The sequence below is a fragment of the Mesorhizobium sp. M0910 genome (assembly GCF_040319465.1).
Classification (GTDB): domain Bacteria; phylum Pseudomonadota; class Alphaproteobacteria; order Rhizobiales; family Rhizobiaceae; genus Mesorhizobium.
Map to the genome: position 1 here is coordinate 743,759 of NZ_JAMYNZ010000001.1, position 19,591 is coordinate 763,349.

Genomic DNA, 19,591 nt, shown 5'->3' on the forward strand with positions numbered 1-19,591 from the left:
GCACTCGTCAAAAGTTCGAACGCTCCGGCGCGAAGCCGGAACCAACAGGAGAGAGATAATGTTCAGGAAGATGGTTTTTGGCGCGGTTTCATTGCTCGCCATCGCAACAAGTGCCGCTCACGCCCAGGATATCGAGGAATTCCGCATCGGCATCCTTGGTGGTGAAAATGAAGCGGACCGGCTGCGCAACTTTCAGTGCCTCGCCGATCACCTGAAGTCCGAATTCGGCTTCGAGAAGGTCTCGCTGTTCCCGGCCGCCGACTATGACGGGGTGATCCAGGGCCTGCTCGGCGGCACCCTCGATTTCGCCGAGCTTGGCGCGTCAGGCTATGCCAGCGTCTACCTCAAGGATCCAAACGCCGTGACCCCGATCCTCACCACCCAGCAGACCGACGGCGCGACCGGCTATTATTCGATCGGCCTGGCGCTGAAGTCGTCCGGCATCACCGACATCAAGTCGGCAAAGGGCAAGAAGCTCGGCTATGCCGACCCGGATTCGACCTCCGGTTATCTGATCCCGCTGACCCAAATCCCGAAGGACACCGGCGCCTCGAACGAAACCTTCTTCGCCTCGACCCAGTTCAATGGCGGCCACGAGAACAACCTCCTCGCCGTTCGCGACGGCAAGGTCGATGTTGCGGTTGACGACTCCTCGGGCATTGGCGACTTCAAGAACGGCTACACCTCCGGCACCTTCCACAAGGAAGTCGCCAAGGGCGCCGTCGACCCCAACGATTTCGTCGAAGTCTGGCGCTCCGGCTTGATCCCGAACGGCCCGCTGGTCGTGCGCACCGCACTCGGCGGCGATATGAGCGCCAAGCTCGCCAACTTCTTCACCAGCCTGCCGGCCAAGGACAAGCCTTGCTTCGAGGCCATCGAAGGCGGCGATTTCACCGGCTACGTTCCGGTGAAGCCCGACTTCTACAGCGTCATCGTCGAAGCCCGCAAAGCCGCGATCGGCGGCTGAATGCAGTTGCAAAGGGCGGCCTTACCAGCGCCGCCCTTTTTGCATGTCCGATCATGACCATCTCAGCCACGATCCGTTCAGATGCGACCCGGCGGACAGCCGATTCCTGGCGACGGCAGACGTCCTTGCGCCGGTTCTACACGGCGCTCGGCATCGGTTTGCTGCTTATCGCGATGTGCACAGCCATGTGGTTTGCCGACGAGGCCAATGCCGGACATTTCTTCGATCGGCTGCCGCACATACTGGATTTCCTTAGCTGGCTTGTTCCCAAAGACTGGAACGACGTCTGGCGGGCGCTGTTCGACATCGCATCGCCGCACGACAAGGGCAGCCAGGAGTTCAACTTCCCGCTTGGCCGCGTCTATCTCTGGGGCGGTTTTTACCTACCCGAATATTTCGAGCTGATGCTCACCACGCTCAACGTGGCGCTGGTTTCCACTTTCATCGGCTTCGTCTTTGCGGTGCCGTTCTCGTTCATCGCCGCGCGCAATTTGACACCCAGTCCGGTGCTCAGGCTCGTCGTCAAGCGCTTCATGGAACTGCTTCGCGCCTTCCCCGAGATCGTCATTGCCGGCCTGTTCGCAGCCATCCTCTCGACTGGCCCGGTCGCGGCCATCATCGCCATCGGCCTGCATTCGATCGGCGCCCTCGGTAAGCTCTTCTACGAGATCAACGAAAACATCGACATGCGCGCCGAAGAAGGCCTGCGCGCGGTCGGCGCCAACTGGTTCGAGCGCGTGCGCTTCGCCGGCCTGCCGCAGGTGCTGCCCAATTTCATGTCCTATGCGCTGCTGAGGATCGAGATCAATGTCCGTATCTCGACCATCATCGGCGCGGTCGGTGGAGGCGGCATCGGCGAGGAGCTGAAGCTCTCCATCTCACGCGGCTTTGGCGCCAAGACGCTGGCACTGGTGCTGCTGTTGTTTACCACCATCTTCCTCGTCGACCAGTTCTCCGCCTGGCTTCGTCGCAAGCTCGTTGGCGAGCAGGCCTTCATGATGGGCGCCTGACCATGATCCCAAAAAGTGGATTCCGGTTTTTGGAAAAGATCTTGGCAAATCAACAAGAAGACTGCCCATGACCGCGATGACCGCCGATGAGATGCAGGCGATAGAGGAGCGCTTTCCCCAAGTGTTCCGACGGCCCTTGTACAAACGCTTCGGCCCGCTGGTGCTGTTCGCCGGCATCCTGCTGTACCTCGTCTATGCCTTGTGGTTCTTCAGCCTGCCGCAAGTGCTGAGGGAATCGCACTGGGAGCGCCTGCCGCTCTTCCTCACGCAATGGATCAGCTACGATCTGCAGCCGGAATTCCGTCTCGATCAGCCTCAGATCACCCCCAAATACCCGCGTTTTTCTGCACTTGGCGAAGACCCGCATCCGGACTGGGTCATCGCCAATGCCAACGGCTCCTACACCGTTCTGATCGAAGGCCGAGCCAAATCCGTCACCTTCGACAAGGCCGAGGCAACGCTTGTCGCCAATGGCCAGGCGGTGCCGGTGTCGTTGACCAGCGGCAAGCCGGTGATAACCGGCCCGGTGCCGGACTGGATCACCGCGCATGACGATGAAATCGTCGCCCGGATGGGCTTTGCCGGCGAGGTTCGCATAACCGTCGATCGCGTCAAGGTCCGCAAGCGCTTCCTCGGCTGGGCGAATTTCGTCTTCGACACACGCTCGCCCTTCTTCGGCAAGTCGCCCGGCGAGGTGGTCTCGTTGCTGATGTCCGGACCCCAGCTCAAGCCGGGCACATCGAACATTGCGCTGGCCGCGGACAATATCTGGAACAACGCCCAATGGCAGCATGGCGACGTCTGGACGAAGCTGTTCCAGACCATCGTCATGGCGTTTCTCGGCACCTTGCTCGGCGGCATCGTCGCCTTCCCGCTCGCCTTTTTCGCCGCCCGCAACATCACCCCGAGCGGCCTCCTCAGCCAGGTGCTCAAGCGGTTCTTCGATTTCATGCGTTCGGTCGACATGCTGATCTGGGCGCTGTTCTTCACCCGCGCCTTCGGCCCGGGCCCGCTGGCCGGCAGCGCCGCGATTTTCTTCACCGAGATCGGCACGCTCGGCAAAGTCTATTCGGAAGGCCTCGAGAACATCGACGACAAGCCCCGCGAGGGCATCCAGTCGACCGGCGCCAACGGCTTGCTGGTGCAGCGCTATGGCGTGCTGCCGGAAGTGATCCCGGTCTTCATCAGCCAGACGCTCTACCAGTGGGAATCCAACACCAGGGGCGCGACGATCATCGGCGCCGTCGGTGCCGGTGGCATCGGCCTGAAGCTTTGGGAAGCGATGCGCACCAACTCCAACTGGGCCAATGTCTTCTACATGGTGCTCTTGGTCCTGCTCGTCGTTTTCATCTTCGACAACATTTCCAATTTCCTGCGCCGCCGGCTGAGCAGGACGATCCACGACTACAACAGGATACAGGCCGAGCAGGGGTGACGGGTGCATCGGGCTGGCCGATCGTTATGCAACTTTCCTCCACCCGTCCTTAATATGCCTGTAGCCGTCGCGGTAGACAGCTTCCGGGCCTTCGGAAAAGTCGCGCCACACCTTGGTGGCCGCGGCCAAGTCCTTCAGCGAACGCCCGAACGCCTCGATCGTCAGCCAATCGTCGTAGCCGCTCTTGCGGATGGCGGAGAAAGTCTCCTTCCAGGGAATATGGCCACGGCCCGGCACCCCGCGATCGTTCTCCGAAATGTGGATATGGACGATGTTGTTGCGGTTGCGCGCATAGGCGCCAATCGGGTCGGCTTCTTCGATGTTGGCATGGAAGGTGTCGTACATCGCCTTGATGTGCGGCCGGTCGATCGCGTCGATATGCTCCGATAAATCGTCCATCGTGTTGAGCAGGTAGCATTCGAAGCGGTTGAGCGCCTCCAACCCGATGGTGACGCTCTTGTTGCCGGCATAGTCGCCAATGGCGCGTTGCGAAGCGATCGAACGTTTTCTCTCGGCCGCTGTCGGCCCGCTGCCGGAGAAGGCCCCGAGTGTCGAATGGAGCGGGCCGCTCAACGTGTTCGCGCCAAGCGCCTGAGCGCAGTCGATCGCCGATTTCATGTAGTCGATACCGGCTTTGCGCGTCGAGGCATCCGGCGAGATCAGGTTCATCGCCGGATCGCCCATCGCCGAGACGGCGGTGCGTTGCAGCCCGATACGGTCGAGCAGTTCGCCGAGTTTCCTGTAGTTGTCCGGCGTGCCGGAGAAGACCGGTATTTCGACGCCGTCGAAGCCGGTCGCCTTGATGTCCCTCAGCAACGGCTCGTGTTTTTTCGAGACACTGGTCGTCCACAACAACATGCACATGCCGATTTTCATCGACGCCCCCTCCCTTCATTCGCCCGATCGCCGGAGGGGTGGTGAGATTCAGGTCAGGCCGATCCGAAAGTGGTGGGTTCCAAGAGCCGGAGCGGAACGTACTTTGGTACATGAGCACCGGAAGCGCACGAAACTGGCATTTGCCAGACCGGTCTCACCTGACTATCACCACCACCCTTCAGAGCTTCGTCCATGCCCCATTCTTCTTCGACGACTTCACGCAGGCCTCGATGAAGGCCATGCCCTCGACGCCGTCCTGCACTGTCGGGAAGACGACATCCTTAGCCGGCTTCCCGCCCTTTTGGCGCGCTGCACGAATCGCCCGCGCGGCTTCCTGATAGATGTTGGCGAAACCTTCGAGATAGCCTTCCGGATGCCCTGGCGGAACGCGGCTGACGCGCCCGGCGACGGGGAGCGCGCCGGCGCCATTACGGGTAATCAACTGCTTCGGCTGGCCGAACGGCGTGTACCAGAGATAGTTCGGGTCGGCCTGCACCCATTCGAGGCCGCCCTTCGAGCCGTAGATGCGCAATTTCAACCCGTTCTCGTGGCCGGGCGCCACCTGGCTTGCCCAGATCATTCCCTTGGCCGGGTGCGACCCGCCGACCGGCTTGAAGCGCAGCAGCACATTGATGTTGTCGTCGAGCAGCCTCCCCGGCACGAAGGCATCGAGATCGGCCGACAACGAATCGAGCTCCAGCCCGGAGACGAAACGGGCAAGGTTGTAGGCATGCGTGCCGATATCGCCCAGTGCACCGCCGGCACCCGCCTGCTTCGGGTCAGAGCGCCACGCAGCCTGCTTCTGGCCGGTGGCGGCCAGGTCTTCGGTCAGCCAGTCCTGCGGATATTCCGACTGCACGATGCGGATATCGCCGAGCTGTCCCTTGGCCACCATCTCGCGTGCCTGCCGCACCATCGGATAGGCGGTGTAGTTATGCGTCAGCACGAACACCTTGCCAGTCTTTTCGACCAGCGCCGCCAGCCTCTTTGCCTCGGCTAGCGTCGTCGCTAGTGGCTTGTCGCAGATGACGTGGATGCCGGCCTCGAGAAAAGCTTTGGCGGCCGGCACGTGCACATTGTTCGGCGTGACGATGGCCACCACCTCGATGCCATCCGGCCGCTTGGCCTCCGCCTTGGCCATCTCGGCATAGGAGCCGTAGCTGCGTGCCGGATCGAGCCCAAGCTCGGCCGCCGAGGCCTTGGCGCGCTCCGGATTCGACGAGAGGGCGCCAGCAACCAGCACGAACTCGTTATCCATGCGTGCCGCGATGCGGTGCACCGCGCCGATAAAGGCGCCTTGTCCGCCGCCAACCATGCCGTAGCGGATCGGACCGCCTCCCGTTTCCGTCTTCGATGCGCCAACCACGATTTTCTCCCTCGTCATTGAAATACCCCTCCCCTTGAGGGGAAGGTGGCCCGCAGGGCCGGGTGGGGTCGGTTCATGCCGAGCCCTACGCCCAGCGACCCCACCCCGATCCGCTGCGCGGATCGACCCTCCCCTCGAGGGGGAGGGAATATCTGTGCTAGATCCCCATCATGCCGCGCAGCACCTTTTTATCGGTCGTGCCGCCGGCGAAGTCGTCGAATGCTTTTTCCGTCACCCTGATGATGTGGTGCTGGATGAAGGGAGCGCCTTCGGCCGCACCATCCTCCGGGTGCTTGAGGCAGCATTCCCATTCCAGCACCGCCCATGAATCGTAATTGTATTGGGTGAGCTTGGAGAAGATGCCGCCGAAATCCACCTGCCCGTCACCGAGCGAGCGGAAACGCCCGGCACGGTTGGTCCAGCTCTGGTAACCGGAATAGACGCCTTGCCGCCCGGTTGGATTGAACTCGGCATCCTTGACGTGGAACGCCTTGATCCGCTCGTGGTAGATGTCGATAAATTCGAGATAATCGAGCTGTTGCAGCAGGAAGTGCGACGGGTCATAGTTGATGTTGCAGCGCTTGTGGCCGCCGACCGAATCGAGGAACATCTCGAATGTCGCGCCGTCGAACACGTCCTCGCCTGGATGAATTTCGTAGCCGACATCGACCCCGTTTTCGTCATAAACGTCGAGGATCGGCGTCCAGCGTTTGCCAAGTTCGGCAAATGCCTCCTCGATCAATCCCGCCGGCCGCTGCGGCCAGGGGTAGAGGTATGGGAAGGCCAACGCTCCGCAAAACGACACCGACGCCTTGAGCCCGAGATTCTTCGACGCCTTGGCGGCGAACTTCATCTGTTCGACCGCCCATTGTTGCCTGGCTTTTGGATTGTTGTGCACCGCAGCCGGCGCGAAGCCGTCGAACTGCGCGTCATAGGCGGGATGCACCGCCACCAATTGCCCCTGCAGATGCGTCGACAGTTCGGTGATCTCGACGCCGGCATCGGCGCAGATGCCCTTCACCTCGTCGCAATAGGCCTTGGAGGAGGCTGCCTTCTCGAGATCGAACAATCGGGCGTCCCATGTCGGGATCTGCACGCCCTTGTAGCCCAGACCGGCCGCCCATTTGGTGATCGAGGCCAGCGAATTGAACGGCGCGGCGTCACCCGCAAACTGCGCCAGGAACAGACCAGGTCCCTTCATCGTCGTCGGCATCGGCATCTCCTAATGTTTCACGACCAAGCATAGCGCCGATTGAAAACAGGGCCAGCGTCTTTGGTCTCTTTGCACAGCGCGCTCAGCGCCGCTATTCTGGTATTACCAAATGCCGAAATCTGGTCAAGCCATTTGACGCGCTGCCGCAGTCCTGCAACCATGCCGAGTTAAGCCACATGTTTAAGTATAATCAATAGCATAGACACGAGCCAACGCTTGATGGCAGCACTTCTTGCCGTCCAGATGAAATTACTGTAGACCTCCCATCAAGCCCAATTGGTCGAACCAGTTTGCAAAAAAATGCTGGGACGCCTTGGGGAGGAATCATGCGGCGGCTTCGGCAGAGTGCGCCGCAGGCAAACTGGTACAGGCGATTCTGGGAAGGATAGACCATGCATCTTTCGACGCACAATTGGATGCGGGCGGAGCCGCTGGAAACGACGCTCAAGCGCATCAAGAAATTCGGCTATGAGTCGATCGAGATTTCCGGCGAACCCGAACAGTACAAGCCCAAGGAGACGCGCGCACTGTTGAACGAGTACGGCATTCGCTGCTGGGGAGCGGTGACGCTGATGCTGGGCGAGCGCAATCTCGCCGCCAAGGACCAGGGCCAACGCGAGCGGTCGGTGCAGTACGTCAAGGACGTGCTGACCATGGTCAGCGAGCTCGACGGCGAGATTATCACGCTGGTTCCCGCCACCGTCGGCAAGGTCGTGCCGGACGGCACCGAGGAAGAGGAATGGAAATGGGTGGTCGACGCCACCCGGGAATGCTTCACCCACGCCAAGAAAGTCGGCGTCAAGATCGCGGTTGAGCCGCTCAACCGCTTCGAGACTTATCTGTTCAACCGCGGCGCCCAGGCACTGGCGCTGGCCGATGCGGTCAGCCCCGAATGCGGCGTCTGCCTCGACGCCTACCACATCCACATGGAAGAATTTAACGTCTACGACGCGATCCGGCAGGTCGGCAAGCGCCTGTACGATTTCCATGTCGCCGACAACAACCGCTTCGCCGCCGGCCTCGGGCAGATCGACTGGCCGAAGATCGTCGGCACGCTGAAGGAGATCGGCTATGACGGCGCGCTGACCAATGAATTCGTCGCTCCGGTCGACCGCACGCCGGCTGCTCCCTATCCCGACATGGTCGAACGCAACCCCGTCGACATCTCGCCGGAGCAGTTGAAGTTCATTCAGGACCACGGCTCCAGCGTGCTCACGGAGAAATTCTACACCGACCAGATGCGCATCAACGCGGAAACGCTGCTGCCGCTGATCAAGTAGCCGAGCCGTTTGGAAAGAGCCCTTCCGCCTCACCGCGGCCGGGCCGAGGATGAACATGCGCATCAAAACGGTCCAAGCCTGGTGGGTCCGCATACCGATCGAAGTCGCGAAGCAGCACCGCAGCGACTTCGGTCAGGTGGCGACGTTCGACGCCGCCATCCTGCGCATCGAGACCGACGACGGGCTGGTCGGCTGGGGCGAGGGCAAGAATGCCGCCGGCAGCGCCGGCAGCTACGGCGCCCTTGTCCATTTGCTGAACTACGAGGTCGGCCCGCAGCTGGTCGGCCGCGACCCGGCTGACATCGGCGTCATCTGGGAGATGCTCTATAATGGCACGCGCCACGACAGCGCCGCTCGCGCCGGCCACGCCATGCCGCAATTGGCGCGACGCGGCATGAGCATCGCCGCTATCAGCGCCGTCGACATCGCATTGTGGGACATTCTTGGCAAATCGCTCGGCGTTCCGGTCTGGCGGCTGCTCGGCGGCCGCAAGCTGGACCGCATGCCGGCCTATGCTTCCGGCGGCTGGGCTACTGCGGAAGCCATCGGCGACCAGCTGCAGTCCTACATCACCAAGGGCGGTTTCAAGGCGCTGAAGATGCGCGTCGGCGCCATGGACGGCGCCCCACATATCTCGGCCGCTCGCGTCCGTGCCGCCAGACAGGCGCTCGGTCCCGATATAGACCTGATGGTCGACGCGCACGGCACCTACACGGTGGCCGAAGCCAAGCGCTTTATCCATCTCGCCGGCGACCTCGATCTCGCCTGGTTCGAGGAGCCGGTGATCGCCGACGACAAGCCCGGCATGGCCGAGGTGCGCGCCTGCGGTTCGATCCCGATCGCCACCGGCGAAAGTGAGGCGACGCGCTATGCCTTCCGCGACCTCGCCGTGCTCAAATCCGCCGATATATTCCAGCCGGATCCGGCCTTTTGCGGTGGCATCAGCGAGGCGATGAAGATCGGCACCATCGCCAGCGCCTTCAATCTGCGCTTTGCGCCGCATCTTTGGGCCGGCGCGCCCTGCTTCTTTGCCGGGTTGCATGTCTGCGCTGCTTCACCGGCGAGCTTCACCGTCGAATATTCGCTCGGCGCCAACCCGATGATCCACGATCTGATCGAAGAGACTGTCGAAGCAAAGGACGGTATGGTAGCGATCCCTGATAGACCCGGGCTGGGATTCACCATTTCGGAGCGGTTCCTGGAGGCGCACGCGCAACACGGCTGACATGAAAGAAAAGAACCTTCTCGCGGAACTCGCCGCCTATCTGTTCTCCCATTCGGACAAGGAGACGGGCCGCACGCCGTCGGAGCGCGAACTGGCAGAGCATTTCAGCGTCAGCCGCGGCCAGATCCGCGAGGCGCTGGCCATTCTCGAGGCCATGCGCATCGTCGAGCGACGGGCGAAATCCGGCATCTACATCGATACGAAGCAGGCGAGCGTCGAGGCGATGGCGCTGTTCGCCCGCGCCGGCCTGCCGCTCGATCCCGTCCAGATCTACGAGACGGTCGAGTTGCGCAAGATCCACGAGATCAAGGCCGCCGAACTTGCCTGTTCACGCGCCACCGAGGAGAATTTCGAGCGGCTGCGCGAGATCCTGAAGGCCTCCGAGGATCGCATCGCCGCCGGTGAAGGGCTTGCCCGGGAAGACCGCGAGTTCCACCTCGAGATCGTGCGGGCGACCAAGAACAGCGTCTTCCACAATATCTGCAGCGTCTACTACATGATGGGTGAGCTGCGCCTGCCGATCTATTTCAACGATCCCGAACGCAGCGTGCGCTCCCATGCCGAGCATATCCAGATCTACGAGGCGCTGCTGCGCCGCGACGGCAATCTCGCCCAGGCGCTGATGAGCGCCCACCTGCAAGGCGCGGAAAGCTACTGGAAGGGGCTGATCGAGGGGCGTGGGGCGGAACCGGAAAGCCCTGCGCTCGAAAAGGCCTGAAATGCCCAAGATCCTGTCAACACACAGACTGCACCCTCGTGCCGCTTCCATGCTGACCGGGGCCGGCGAACTCGTCGTTGCTTCCGCCCTCGATGCGGCCACGCTGGCCGCCGAGGCGAGGAACGCCGATGTCATCATCGTTCGCGCTCCCTTGCCTGCGGCGCTTTTCGAAGGCGCGAAGAAGCTCAGGGCCGCGATCCGCCACGGCGCCGGGCTGGACATGGTACCGATGGAAGCGGCCAATGCGGCCGGCGTGCTGGTGGCGAACGTGCCGGGGGTGAACGCGCGATCTGTCGCCGAATATGTGATGTTCGCGGCGCTGGCGCTACTTAGGCGCTTCCGTGTGTTGGACCGCGACTTGCGTGCGAAGGGCTGGCTGGCGGGCCGCGAACACACGGTGGTGGCCAGCGAGCTAGCGGGCAAGACGATCGGCATTGTCGGCCTCGGCGCGATCGGTCAGGCGGTTGGCCACATCGCCGCCCATGGGTTCGATCTGAATGTGGTGGCGACGACGCGCAGCATGCGGCCGGCGCCGGACAGGGTCGGCTTCCTGTCGATCGATGCACTCATCGAGCAGAGCGACATCATCGTTCTGTGCTGCCCGCTGACGCCCGAAACACGGGGGCTGATCAGCCGCGAGCGCATTGAGCGGATGAAGCCGGATGCGCTGCTGATCAATGTTTCGCGCGGGCCGGTGATCGATGACAACGCGCTGATCGAGGCCTTGCAGAAGGGCCGCATCGGCGGCGCTGCGCTCGATGTTTTTGCTACACAACCGCTACCGCCCAACCATCCTTATTTCGGCTTCGACAACGTCATCGTCACCCCGCACATGGCTGGGATTACCGAGCAGTCGATGATGCGCATGGGCGTCGGCGCGGCTGGCGAAGCCTTGCTGGTGCTGGCCAACAGATTGCCGGTCAATCTGCGCAACGCCGAAGTGGTCGAGCACTACCGGCGGCGGTTCCCTGCCGATTTCTGAAAGCGCCCCAATTTTCCCGAATTCGCCGGCGATGGTGCCGGCATGGCAAGCGTCACAAAATTCCTGCTGACCGCCGGCTTCTGCGTGGCGACGGCGCAAGCCTTCGCCAACGGACAGGGTAGCTACGTGTTCTGCGACAACGGCATACGCTGCGTGGCGGCACCCTGTCCATCGAACAGCGCACTCGACCTCGCAGCTGGGAAGCTCATCAAAGGCGTTTCAATCGACATCGATCGCCTGCCGCAGCAAGACAAGGCGCTCGATCTTTCAGACAAGCTCTATGCCGGCAAGGTCGTTGTTGTCGGCTCGATCGAGAACCGCACCCGGACCTTCAACGGCAAGCGGTACACCCTGCCTTGGCTGGTAGCCACCAGCATCGAACGCGCCGCCAAGGACAGCGAACGCGGCCACTGCTCGTCGCGCTGACACGCGCTATCCGATCAATTTGCAAGCAGCCCCTCCACGCCCGCTGCGATGCGCAGCAGGTGGTGGTCATGGCCATTGCGCGCCACCAGCATCAGCCCGGCCGGACGCGTCATTCCCGGCATCGGCAGCGAGATGGCTGATAGATCGAACTGGTTGGCGACCTGCGTGTTGCGCAGCAGAAGGCCTTCCGTCCTGTTGCACAGAGCCTCGTCGCTGGTCATCGACACGATCGTCGGCGCCGTCACCGGTGTGGTCGGCAGGGCCAGCACGTCGACCGACGCCAGCCGGTCATCCATCGCGGCGGCCAGCGCCGTGCGGCGGCGCATTGCCCTGATATAGACCGTGGCCGGAATGGCGGCGGCGCGCGACAATGGCCCGCTTACCCGCGGGTCGACCGGCCTCGTCGCTCCCGTCGCCAGCCAGTCGGCATGGATCTCCGCCCCTTCCATCGCCGCGATCGACGCGCGTTGGGTTGCCACGCGCAGATCGGCAAGCAGGTCGTCGATCGACAGCTCCACAAGCCGTGCGCCGCTAAGCTCTATCTTGCGCAGACACCGGTCGAACGTCGTCGCGACCTCTTCCTGCGTATCATCGAACAGCACGCCGCGCGCAATACCGATGCGCAGGCCGTCCAGCGGCAGCGGCAACAGTGCCGCCAGGTTTTCGCCCGACATCACTGCATCGGCCGCCGCACATTCGGCGACGGTGCGGGCCAGCGGACCGATCGAGTCCAGCGTGGCTGACAGCGGAAACGCACCCGCAAGCGGCACGCGCCGCGCAGTCGGCTTGAAACCGACGACGCCATTCAGCGATGCCGGAATGCGCACCGAACCACCGGTATCGGAACCGATGGAGATTTCGCTGGTGCCTTCGCCCACCGAAACGCCGGCGCCTGAGGAGGAGCCGCCCGGAATACGGCTGGCATCGCTAGCATTGCCGGGCGTGCCATAATGTGGATTGACGCCGATTGCAGTAAAGGCGAACTCGGTCATGTTGGTCTTGCCGAGGATGATTGCACCGGCCTGGCGCAACTGTTGCACGACAATGGCATCCCGCAGCGCCGGCGCTGCGTTGGCGAGCAGCAGAGAGCCGGCCGTGGTCGGCTCGCCGGCGACATCGAACAGATCCTTGATCGAGACGATCGCCCCATCGAGCGGCCCGAGCGTGACGCCGGCTTTTCGCCGCGCATCGGTAGCGTCCGCTGCCGCCCGTGCGGCTTCCGGGTAGAGCTTTACGAAAACCCTCTCATCGTCGACGCGAACGGCAAGACGCGAAAGAATTGCTTCGAGGCTATCACGGGCTGATTGCATTTTCGGTGTCGGACTCCGCACGCTTGGAACGTCTTAAGATAGCAGCCCCAACTGCCGCAGGAGACATAGCCCGGCACGGTCGGATTTGCACCTGTCGAACCGAAGGAGGAAGGCCCGATGCTCTACCAAGGCAGCTGCCACTGCGGCAAGGTCGCGTTCGAGGTCGAAGGCGAGCTGACCGGAGCCGTACGGTGCAATTGCTCGATCTGCTCGCGCAAGGGTGCACTGCTATGGGCAGTGCCGCATGAAAGCGTGCGGGTGCTTGCCTGGGGCGATGATCTCGGCCGCTACAGCTTCGGCAACCATGTCATCGCGCACCGCTTCTGCCGCAGCTGCGGCATTCACCCCTTCGCCGAGGATGTCGGCGAAGGGAGCGGGCGAAGTGCCTATATCAATATTCATTGTATCGAGGCGTTGGACGTCGCCGCCGTGCCGGTCTTCGACTTCGACGGCCGTTCCGTTTAGGCCTTGGGATCGTCGATCGGCTTGGGGCCAAGGAAGAACGCCGCCAGTGCCGCAAGCAATGTCGCCGCCGCGCAATAGGCGAAGGCGCTGGCAACGCCGGTATTGTCGACCAGCAGGCCGCCGAACACGGCGCCCAACGCGATGGCGACCTGGAACGTCATAACCATGAGCCCGCCGGCGCTTTCCGCCTGATCGGGGGCGGCTCGCACCAGCCAGGTCTGCAGCCCGACTGGGACGGCACCGAAGGCAAAGCCCCAGCTGGCCACTGCTATTGCAGCCACGACGGGTGAGCCTCCGACCACCAGCAGCAGGAGCGCTGAAGACGCGATCAGCAGAGGCGCCAGAGTGACGGCTGCCTTGAGGCTGCGCTCGGCAATGAAGCCGCCGGCAAAATTGCCGAAGAAACCACCAATGCCGTAGGCGAGCAGCACAAGCGAGATCGTCTCGATGTCCAGTGCGGGCACCTTCTCGAGAAACGGGCGGACATAGGTGAAGCCGGCAAAGTGTCCCGAGGCGACCAGCAACACCACCAGCAGCGCTACTCTGATCATCGGCCGCTTCATCACCTCCAGCAGCGTGCGAAAACCTGCTGTACCTGCCGGCGGCAGTCGCGGGATGGTAGCCACCTGTACCAGAAGCGCCAGCGCGCCGACCACGGCGGCGATCATGAAGGCCGTCCGCCATCCCCAGATGTCGCCGACATAGGCGCCGACCGGAGCAGCGCAGACCGTCGCCACCGAAACGCCGGTGAGGATGATCGACATGGCGCGCGGCATCAGCCGCATTGGGACAAGCCGCATCGCCATGGCCGCCGACATCGACCAGAATCCGCCGAGACTGATCCCGAGCATGATGCGGGCGATCAGAAGAATAGGAAGCGACGACGCAAACGCGGCCACCAGGTTTGACAGCACAAGCAGCACGGTCAGCGCCAACATGACCAGCCTGCGGTCCAGCCGCTTGGTGACAATAGCCATGGTCGGTGCCGCTATCGCGCCAATGACGGCCGTTGCCGTTACCGCCTGCCCGGCGGCGCCTTCGGTGATGCCGAGATCCTGCGCAAGCGGCGTCAGCAGGCTGGCCGGCAGAAATTCTGCGGTCACCAGGCCGAAGACTCCGAGCGCCAAGGAGACCACCGCCCCCCATGCGGGGTCGGATCGTTCGCCAGTTTCAGATGGGTCGAGAACGGCGTCCATGACGCCTGTCGCGGGTTCGGTCATGAGGGATCTCCGGTCTGTTGCAGCGCAGCATTTGACTGCAATGCAACATAAGGAGTGACTAGCTGGAGTTTCCATGCTAGAAACACCATTATGTTTGACCGTTCGTCCAAAATCCCCGTAACCGGCGATCCACTGACGGACATATTGCGCGGATTGCGCCTCGAAGGCGTCGATTACGGCCGTTGCGAGATGAAGGAGCCTTGGGGCATCCATTTTCCGGCTCAGGCGGCGGCACGGTTTCATTTCATCGGCCGTAAAGGCTGCTGGTTGCTGCAGCCGTCCGGCGAATGGGTCGAGCTCAAGGCGGGCGACGCTGCCTTGTTGCCGCGCGGCTCAGCTCACACGCTGGCGAGCGAGCCGGGTATCGAGGCGGCGCCGATCCACGGCTATGAGGTCGAGGAGATCTGCAAGAATGTCTATTGCATGTCGAATGACGGCGTGCCCGGCTGCCGTCCGGGGACCTTGCTGTTTTTCGGCAGCATGTATTTCAATCTCGATGGCTTGCACCCCTTGCTCGGCATGATGCCGGACGTGATGCGCGCACATGAGTTGGAAGCCTATGAACCAGGTATTCCACATTTGCTGGAAGCGATGGCCCGCGAGGTGTCGATGGAGCGCGTCGGCTCCGGCGGCATCCTGGCGCGGCTGGCCGATGTGCTTGCCGCGACCGTCATCCGCTCATGGGTCGAGCGCGGCTGCGGCGACTCTTCCGGATGGATCGCGGCGGTCAGGGATCGCGAGATCGGCCGGGTGCTGGCCGCGATCCACCTGGAACCGAACCGTGACTGGACGGTGGAGGCTCTGGCGAAGATGATGGGTGCCTCGCGATCGGGTTTCGCCGATCGCTTCGCCACCATTGTCGGCGAAACACCGGCAAAGTACGTCACGCAGGTGCGGATGCACCAGGCGCGGCAATGGCTGGTCCGCGACCGGCTCAAGATTTCCGTCGTGGCGGCGCGCCTCGGCTACGAATCCGACGCCTCCTTCAGCCGCGCCTTCAAACGGGTCATCGGATCGCCGCCCAGCCATTTCCGGGCCGAGGAACAGGCGGAGATCCGCTAATGCATGTCGCGCAAAAGTGTGCAGCGGTTTTGCGATAACGACGTGCATCAAAACAAGAATCTAAAGCGCGTCGCATGAGGCCGGTCGAACGCGACGCGCTTTAGGCCGGCTAAACGTTGGCCGGCTTATTGCTCGGTGATACAGGCCGAGCCGGCACTGCTCTTGCAATATTTGCCGGAGGCCCCGCACCTGCCATCCGAGACTTCGACGACGGTGCCGCTCAACAACAGTTTGCAGTCGCTGGTGGACAGATTGACCGTGCCGTTGAGGCCCTTGATCTTCTTGGCGTCGACCTTCGCACCGGCGACGATTTTCTTGGCTGCCTGCGCCTCGCCCAGATGCGCCGCCAACAATCCCATACCGGCGACAAGCAGGATCGTCGCAAAAGTGCGGAACAGATTTCCCATAGCCAACCCTCCATTTCGGGCCTCCAAAATTGGGCTTGCAAAGCCCGTTTGGGACCAAAGGATCAGCCTATTCGACAAATCGGAGCATCCGCATCCCCCGCACGGGGGATGACGGGAAGACTCGAGCATTTCGCACCAAATGGAGTCACGTAGCGTCGCACAAATGCGGCTAAAACACATAGATAGAGCGGGATACACGGTTCGTGTTGAACGCATCCCGCTCCAGCTGCAGTAAAGAGGCTTGTACTTAGCCGGCGTGACGCAGGCTTATTCCGCTGCCCTTGTCGAACAGCACCACCTTGTCCGGATTCCAGGCAAAGCGCACCGGCTGCTCTATCTGGACGTCGGTCCTGGCCGGCACGGTGGCGCGCAGCATGGCGTCGCCGACCCGCAGCGTCAGGATCTTCTCGACGCCATGGTTCTCGACATCGTGGACCCGCGCCTCGACCGGCGCGCCGGTCTCGAGATAGACGTCTTCGGGACGAATACCGAAGACGAGCGGGCGACCGTCGGTCGCCGCGCCCGTCTTGGCACCCCCCGAAGTCTTGGCACCCCCCGCAAACGGCAATTCGAAATTGAGCGGCGCCATCACCGCACGTCCGTTGACGAGCTTGCCGTCGATGAGGTTCATCGGCGGTGAGCCGACGAAGCTTGCCACGTAGGTGTCGCGCGGATTGTTGTAGATCTCGTACGGCGTGCCGGTCTGGACGATGCGGCCATGGTTGAGCACGCCGACCTTGTCACCCATCGACATCGCCTCGATCTGATCGTGCGTCACGAACAGGAAGGTGGCGCCAAGCTGCATCTGCAGGTTCTTCAATTCGGTGCGCAGCGCCTCGCGCAATTTGGCGTCGAGCGCCGACAACGGCTCGTCCATCAGGAATACCCGCGGCTTGCGCACGATGGCGCGGCCGATCGAGACGCGCTGCATCTCGCCGCCTGAAAGCCTATCGGTCTTGCGGTCGAGCAGATGCTCGATGCGCAGCGTCCTGGCCGCGCGGTCGACACGATCCTTGATCTCGGCATCGGGCAGCCGGCGGATCTTCGGCTTCAGCGGAAATTCGAGGTTCTGGCGCACCGTATAGCGCGGATAGAGCGAATATTGCTGCAGCACCAGCGCCACGTCGCGCTCGGCCGCGCCCCAGTCGGCGACATCGACGCCATCGATGAAGACCTGGCCTTCGCTCGGTTTTTCCAGGCCGGCAATCATGCGCAGCGTCGTCGTCTTGCCGGCGCCGGTCTCGCCAAGCAGGACGAAGAACTCGCCATCGGCGATGTCGAGATCGAGCCCGGTCAAGGCGGTGTGGTTACCGAACTTCTTTGAGATGTTCTTGAGCTGGATGTGGGCCATCAGAGTCTCACTCCCAGCGATTTGCCGCTCGCCGTGTCGAAGAAATGCGCCTGGCTGGGATCTATTCTGACGAAGACCCTTTCGCCGGGGCCGCTGATGAAGCCGCTCTTGGTGCGCGCACGCAGCATCTTGGAGCCGACCTTGAGGTCGACGATGTCGAAGGACCCGAGCGGCTCGACGATCTGCGTCTCCACCGGCAGGAACCCCTCGGCGGTTTCGCGGCGGACGAGGACGCCTTCCGGCCGTATGCCGAGCGCGAGTTGGCTGCCGGCATGGCCATTGAGCTTCGACAGCAAGGCGCGCGGGAATTCGAAGCCAGCGGCCGCATCGCCGACCGTGACCGAGGCCGATGAGGGTTTCTCGGTCACCGAAGCGTCGGCGACGTTCATCACCGGGCTGCCGACAAATTGCGCGACGAAAAGATTCGCCGGATGCGAATAGACCTCGTCCGGCGAGCCGACCTGCTGCAGTACACCTTCATGCATGATGACGATGCGGTCGGCGAGGCTCATCGCCTCGATCTGGTCGTGGGTGACATAGATGCTGGTCGAACCCTGCTTGATGTGCAGCCGCTTGATCTCGGCCCGCATCTCCTCGCGCAGCTTGGCATCGAGCGCGCCGATCGGCTCGTCCATCAGCATCGCCTTCGGCCGCCGCACCAAGGCCCGGCCGATCGCCACGCGCTGCATGTCGCCGCCGGACAGCGCCGACGGTTTCTTGGCGAGGAGATCGCTGATCTGCAGCGTCTTGGCGACCGAGCGCACCTCGCTGTCGATCTCGGCCTTGCTCTTGCGCGTCGCTCTCAGTGGAAAGGCGATGTTCTCGTAAACGCTCATATGCGGATAGAGCGAAAACGATTGGAAGACCATGGCGATGTCGCGGTCGGCGGCCTTGAGGTGCTGGACCGGCTTGCCGTCGATGAGGATGTCGCCGCCGTCGATCGTCTCCAGCCCGGCAATCGCCCTGAGCGTCGTCGTCTTGCCGCAGCCCGACTGGCCGAGCAGCACGATGAACTCGTTGTCGTCGATCTTCAGGTTGAGGTCCTTGATGACCTGGACGGCGCCGAAATATTTCTGGACGCCGCGAAGCTCGATTTGGGTCAATGCTGTGCCCCCGGATTTGCCCCTTGCCCGGTGCCGGCCTTCTCCTCCGGCGCGATCTTGGAGGTGATGTTGAAGCCGATCAGACCGATCAGGATGATGGTCACGCCATAGCTGTGCAGCAGCATGTTCCACGGCTGGCAGAGCGCGATGATACCGAGCACCATCAGCACCTGGCTGCCCGGTTCGAGATATTTCTGGTTGATGTCGCGAAAGCTCATTTGCGGATCGCTCCGAAGGACATGCCGCGCAACAGGTGGTTGCGGAGCAGGAAGGTGAAGATCGCGACCGGCAGCAGGAACAGGAAGGTTCCGGCGGCGATCACCGTCCAGTCCGGCAGGCCGGAACCGACCTGGCTGGGAATGAAGGGCGGTGCCGTCTGGGCGCGGCGGCTGGTCATGATCAGCGCGAAGGCATACTCGTTCCACGCCGTGATGAAGCAGAACACGGCGGTGGCGGCGATGCCGGTGGCGGCCTCGGGCAGCACGATCTTGAAGAAGGCCTCCATGCGCGTGTAGCCGTCGACGAGCGCCGCCTCTTCATACTCCTTCGGGATTTCGTCCATGAAGCCCTTCATCAGCCAGACCGAGAAGGACAGGTTGAAGGCGGTGTAAAGAATGATCAGGCCGACATGGGAATCGTTGAGCCCTACCGCCCGGTACATCAGGAACATTGGGATGGCGACGACCACCGGCGGCAGCATGCGCGTCGACAGGATGAAGAAGAGCAGATCCGCCTCTCCCTTCACCTTGAAGCGCGAGAAGCCATAGGCGGTGAAGGTGCCCATGCCGACGGCCAGGACGGTCGAGGTTATGGCGACGATCAGCGAATTCATGAAACGGCTCGGATAGCCCGACCACTGCACCTGGCCCTTGCCGTCGCGCACGATCTTTTCGCCGCCATTGAAGACGACGCGCTCCCACCACGGCGCAGCCGCGTACTCCTCCGGCGACGGCGGGCTGCGCAGCTGCGAACGCTTGGTGAACAACTTGACGAAGGGCGATATCTCCGGCTGGAAAACCACCGTCGGCGGAATGGTGGTGGCGAGATTGCGCGGCTTGAAAGCCGTCGAGGCGATCCAGTAGATCGGCGCCAGGAAGATGATCGTCACCAGCAGGACAGCGACGATGGCGACCCGGTTGAAGGTGATTTCGGAAGAAGTGCGGACTGCGGCCATC

Annotated in this window: 20 protein-coding genes; 10 read left to right on the forward strand and 10 right to left on the reverse strand. The window is 62.6% G+C overall.

From position 1 onward, the window contains the following. Window positions 1–58 precede the first annotated feature (58 nt). The 3 genes from phnD (at window position 59) to phnE (NKH78_RS03665) (ending at window position 3,412) form a co-directional block, all read left to right on the forward strand. A complete protein-coding gene (phnD, locus tag NKH78_RS03655; protein WP_352737544.1) occupies window positions 59–967 on the forward strand; it encodes a phosphonate ABC transporter substrate-binding protein in 909 nt (302 codons plus the stop codon). Between the two features lie 53 nt (window positions 968–1,020). Further along, window positions 1,021–1,977, forward strand: a complete 957-nt coding sequence (phnE, locus tag NKH78_RS03660; protein WP_254816749.1) for a phosphonate ABC transporter, permease protein PhnE — start codon at window positions 1,021–1,023, stop codon at window positions 1,975–1,977. 67 nt (window positions 1,978–2,044) lie between these two features. After that, entirely contained in the window at window positions 2,045–3,412 is a 1,368-nt protein-coding gene (gene phnE, locus NKH78_RS03665) for a phosphonate ABC transporter, permease protein PhnE (RefSeq protein ID WP_352737545.1), read from the forward strand. Window positions 3,413–3,436: 24 nt separating this feature from the next. Here the strand turns inward: phnE (NKH78_RS03665) and NKH78_RS03670 are convergent, their stop codons facing one another. The 3 genes from NKH78_RS03670 to NKH78_RS03680 form a co-directional block, all read right to left on the reverse strand. After that, window positions 3,437–4,288 carry a sugar phosphate isomerase/epimerase family protein gene (locus NKH78_RS03670; protein ID WP_352776965.1) on the reverse strand — a complete coding sequence of 284 codons (852 nt, stop codon included), beginning with the start codon at window positions 4,286–4,288 and terminating at the stop codon, window positions 3,437–3,439. A gap of 178 nt (window positions 4,289–4,466) precedes the next feature. Next, a complete protein-coding gene (locus NKH78_RS03675) occupies window positions 4,467–5,672 on the reverse strand; it encodes a Gfo/Idh/MocA family protein (protein WP_352737547.1) in 1,206 nt (401 codons plus the stop codon). Window positions 5,673–5,811: 139 nt separating this feature from the next. Continuing rightward, window positions 5,812–6,867: a sugar phosphate isomerase/epimerase family protein gene (locus NKH78_RS03680; RefSeq protein WP_254816745.1), complete on the reverse strand. Its 1,056-nt coding sequence runs from the start codon at window positions 6,865–6,867 to the stop codon at window positions 5,812–5,814. Between the two features lie 392 nt (window positions 6,868–7,259). Between NKH78_RS03680 and NKH78_RS03685 the strand changes: the two genes are divergently transcribed. Genes NKH78_RS03685 through NKH78_RS03705 form a run of 5 tightly spaced genes read left to right on the forward strand, consistent with a single transcriptional unit; the run spans window position 7,260 to window position 11,498 of the window. Next, window positions 7,260–8,147, forward strand: a complete 888-nt coding sequence (locus NKH78_RS03685) for a sugar phosphate isomerase/epimerase family protein (protein WP_023675190.1) — start codon at window positions 7,260–7,262, stop codon at window positions 8,145–8,147. A 55-nt stretch (window positions 8,148–8,202) separates the two neighbouring features. Further along, window positions 8,203–9,372 carry a mandelate racemase/muconate lactonizing enzyme family protein gene (locus NKH78_RS03690; protein WP_352737548.1) on the forward strand — a complete coding sequence of 390 codons (1,170 nt, stop codon included), beginning with the start codon at window positions 8,203–8,205 and terminating at the stop codon, window positions 9,370–9,372. 1 nt (window position 9,373) lies between these two features. Then, window positions 9,374–10,090 carry a FadR/GntR family transcriptional regulator gene (locus NKH78_RS03695; RefSeq protein ID WP_292661187.1) on the forward strand — a complete coding sequence of 239 codons (717 nt, stop codon included), beginning with the start codon at window positions 9,374–9,376 and terminating at the stop codon, window positions 10,088–10,090. A gap of 1 nt (window position 10,091) precedes the next feature. Then, window positions 10,092–11,072 carry a hydroxyacid dehydrogenase gene (locus tag NKH78_RS03700; RefSeq protein ID WP_352677652.1) on the forward strand — a complete coding sequence of 327 codons (981 nt, stop codon included), beginning with the start codon at window positions 10,092–10,094 and terminating at the stop codon, window positions 11,070–11,072. A gap of 42 nt (window positions 11,073–11,114) precedes the next feature. Continuing rightward, entirely contained in the window at window positions 11,115–11,498 is a 384-nt protein-coding gene (locus NKH78_RS03705) for a DUF6748 domain-containing protein (protein WP_023675186.1), read from the forward strand. Window positions 11,499–11,512: 14 nt separating this feature from the next. Here the strand turns inward: NKH78_RS03705 and NKH78_RS03710 are convergent, their stop codons facing one another. Beyond that, a complete protein-coding gene (locus NKH78_RS03710) occupies window positions 11,513–12,808 on the reverse strand; it encodes an amidase (RefSeq protein ID WP_352881955.1) in 1,296 nt (431 codons plus the stop codon). A 117-nt stretch (window positions 12,809–12,925) separates the two neighbouring features. Here NKH78_RS03710 and NKH78_RS03715 point away from each other — a divergent pair, with 117 nt between their 5' ends. Beyond that, window positions 12,926–13,273, forward strand: a complete 348-nt coding sequence (locus NKH78_RS03715; protein ID WP_352506661.1) for a GFA family protein — start codon at window positions 12,926–12,928, stop codon at window positions 13,271–13,273. Here the strand turns inward: NKH78_RS03715 and NKH78_RS03720 are convergent. Continuing rightward, on the reverse strand, window positions 13,270–14,493 hold the full coding sequence (locus NKH78_RS03720) for an MFS transporter (RefSeq protein WP_352506662.1): 1,224 nt from the start codon (window positions 14,491–14,493) through the stop codon (window positions 13,270–13,272). The two genes, NKH78_RS03715 and NKH78_RS03720, sit on opposite strands and share 4 nt — an antisense overlap. 90 nt (window positions 14,494–14,583) lie before the next feature. Here NKH78_RS03720 and NKH78_RS03725 point away from each other — a divergent pair, with 90 nt between their 5' ends. Further along, entirely contained in the window at window positions 14,584–15,555 is a 972-nt protein-coding gene (locus NKH78_RS03725; protein ID WP_352506663.1) for an AraC family transcriptional regulator, read from the forward strand. A 125-nt stretch (window positions 15,556–15,680) separates the two neighbouring features. On the opposite strand, the gene NKH78_RS03730 is transcribed toward NKH78_RS03725, so the two are convergent. The 5 genes from NKH78_RS03730 to NKH78_RS03750 form a co-directional block, all read right to left on the reverse strand. Continuing rightward, on the reverse strand, window positions 15,681–15,962 hold the full coding sequence (locus NKH78_RS03730) for a hypothetical protein (RefSeq protein ID WP_352506664.1): 282 nt from the start codon (window positions 15,960–15,962) through the stop codon (window positions 15,681–15,683). Between the two features lie 247 nt (window positions 15,963–16,209). Next, a complete protein-coding gene (locus NKH78_RS03735) occupies window positions 16,210–17,313 on the reverse strand; it encodes an ABC transporter ATP-binding protein (protein ID WP_023675181.1) in 1,104 nt (367 codons plus the stop codon). Further along, window positions 17,313–18,416, reverse strand: a complete 1,104-nt coding sequence (locus tag NKH78_RS03740) for an ABC transporter ATP-binding protein (protein WP_352506666.1) — start codon at window positions 18,414–18,416, stop codon at window positions 17,313–17,315. The genes NKH78_RS03735 and NKH78_RS03740 overlap by 1 nt, the downstream gene beginning before the upstream one ends. Then, complete coding sequence (locus NKH78_RS03745) at window positions 18,413–18,634, reverse strand: hypothetical protein (protein WP_023675179.1); 222 nt, start codon at window positions 18,632–18,634, stop codon at window positions 18,413–18,415. The genes NKH78_RS03740 and NKH78_RS03745 overlap by 4 nt, the downstream gene beginning before the upstream one ends. Further along, window positions 18,631–19,590 carry a carbohydrate ABC transporter permease gene (locus NKH78_RS03750; protein WP_352476335.1) on the reverse strand — a complete coding sequence of 320 codons (960 nt, stop codon included), beginning with the start codon at window positions 19,588–19,590 and terminating at the stop codon, window positions 18,631–18,633. The genes NKH78_RS03745 and NKH78_RS03750 overlap by 4 nt, the downstream gene beginning before the upstream one ends. Window position 19,591 lies beyond the last annotated feature (1 nt).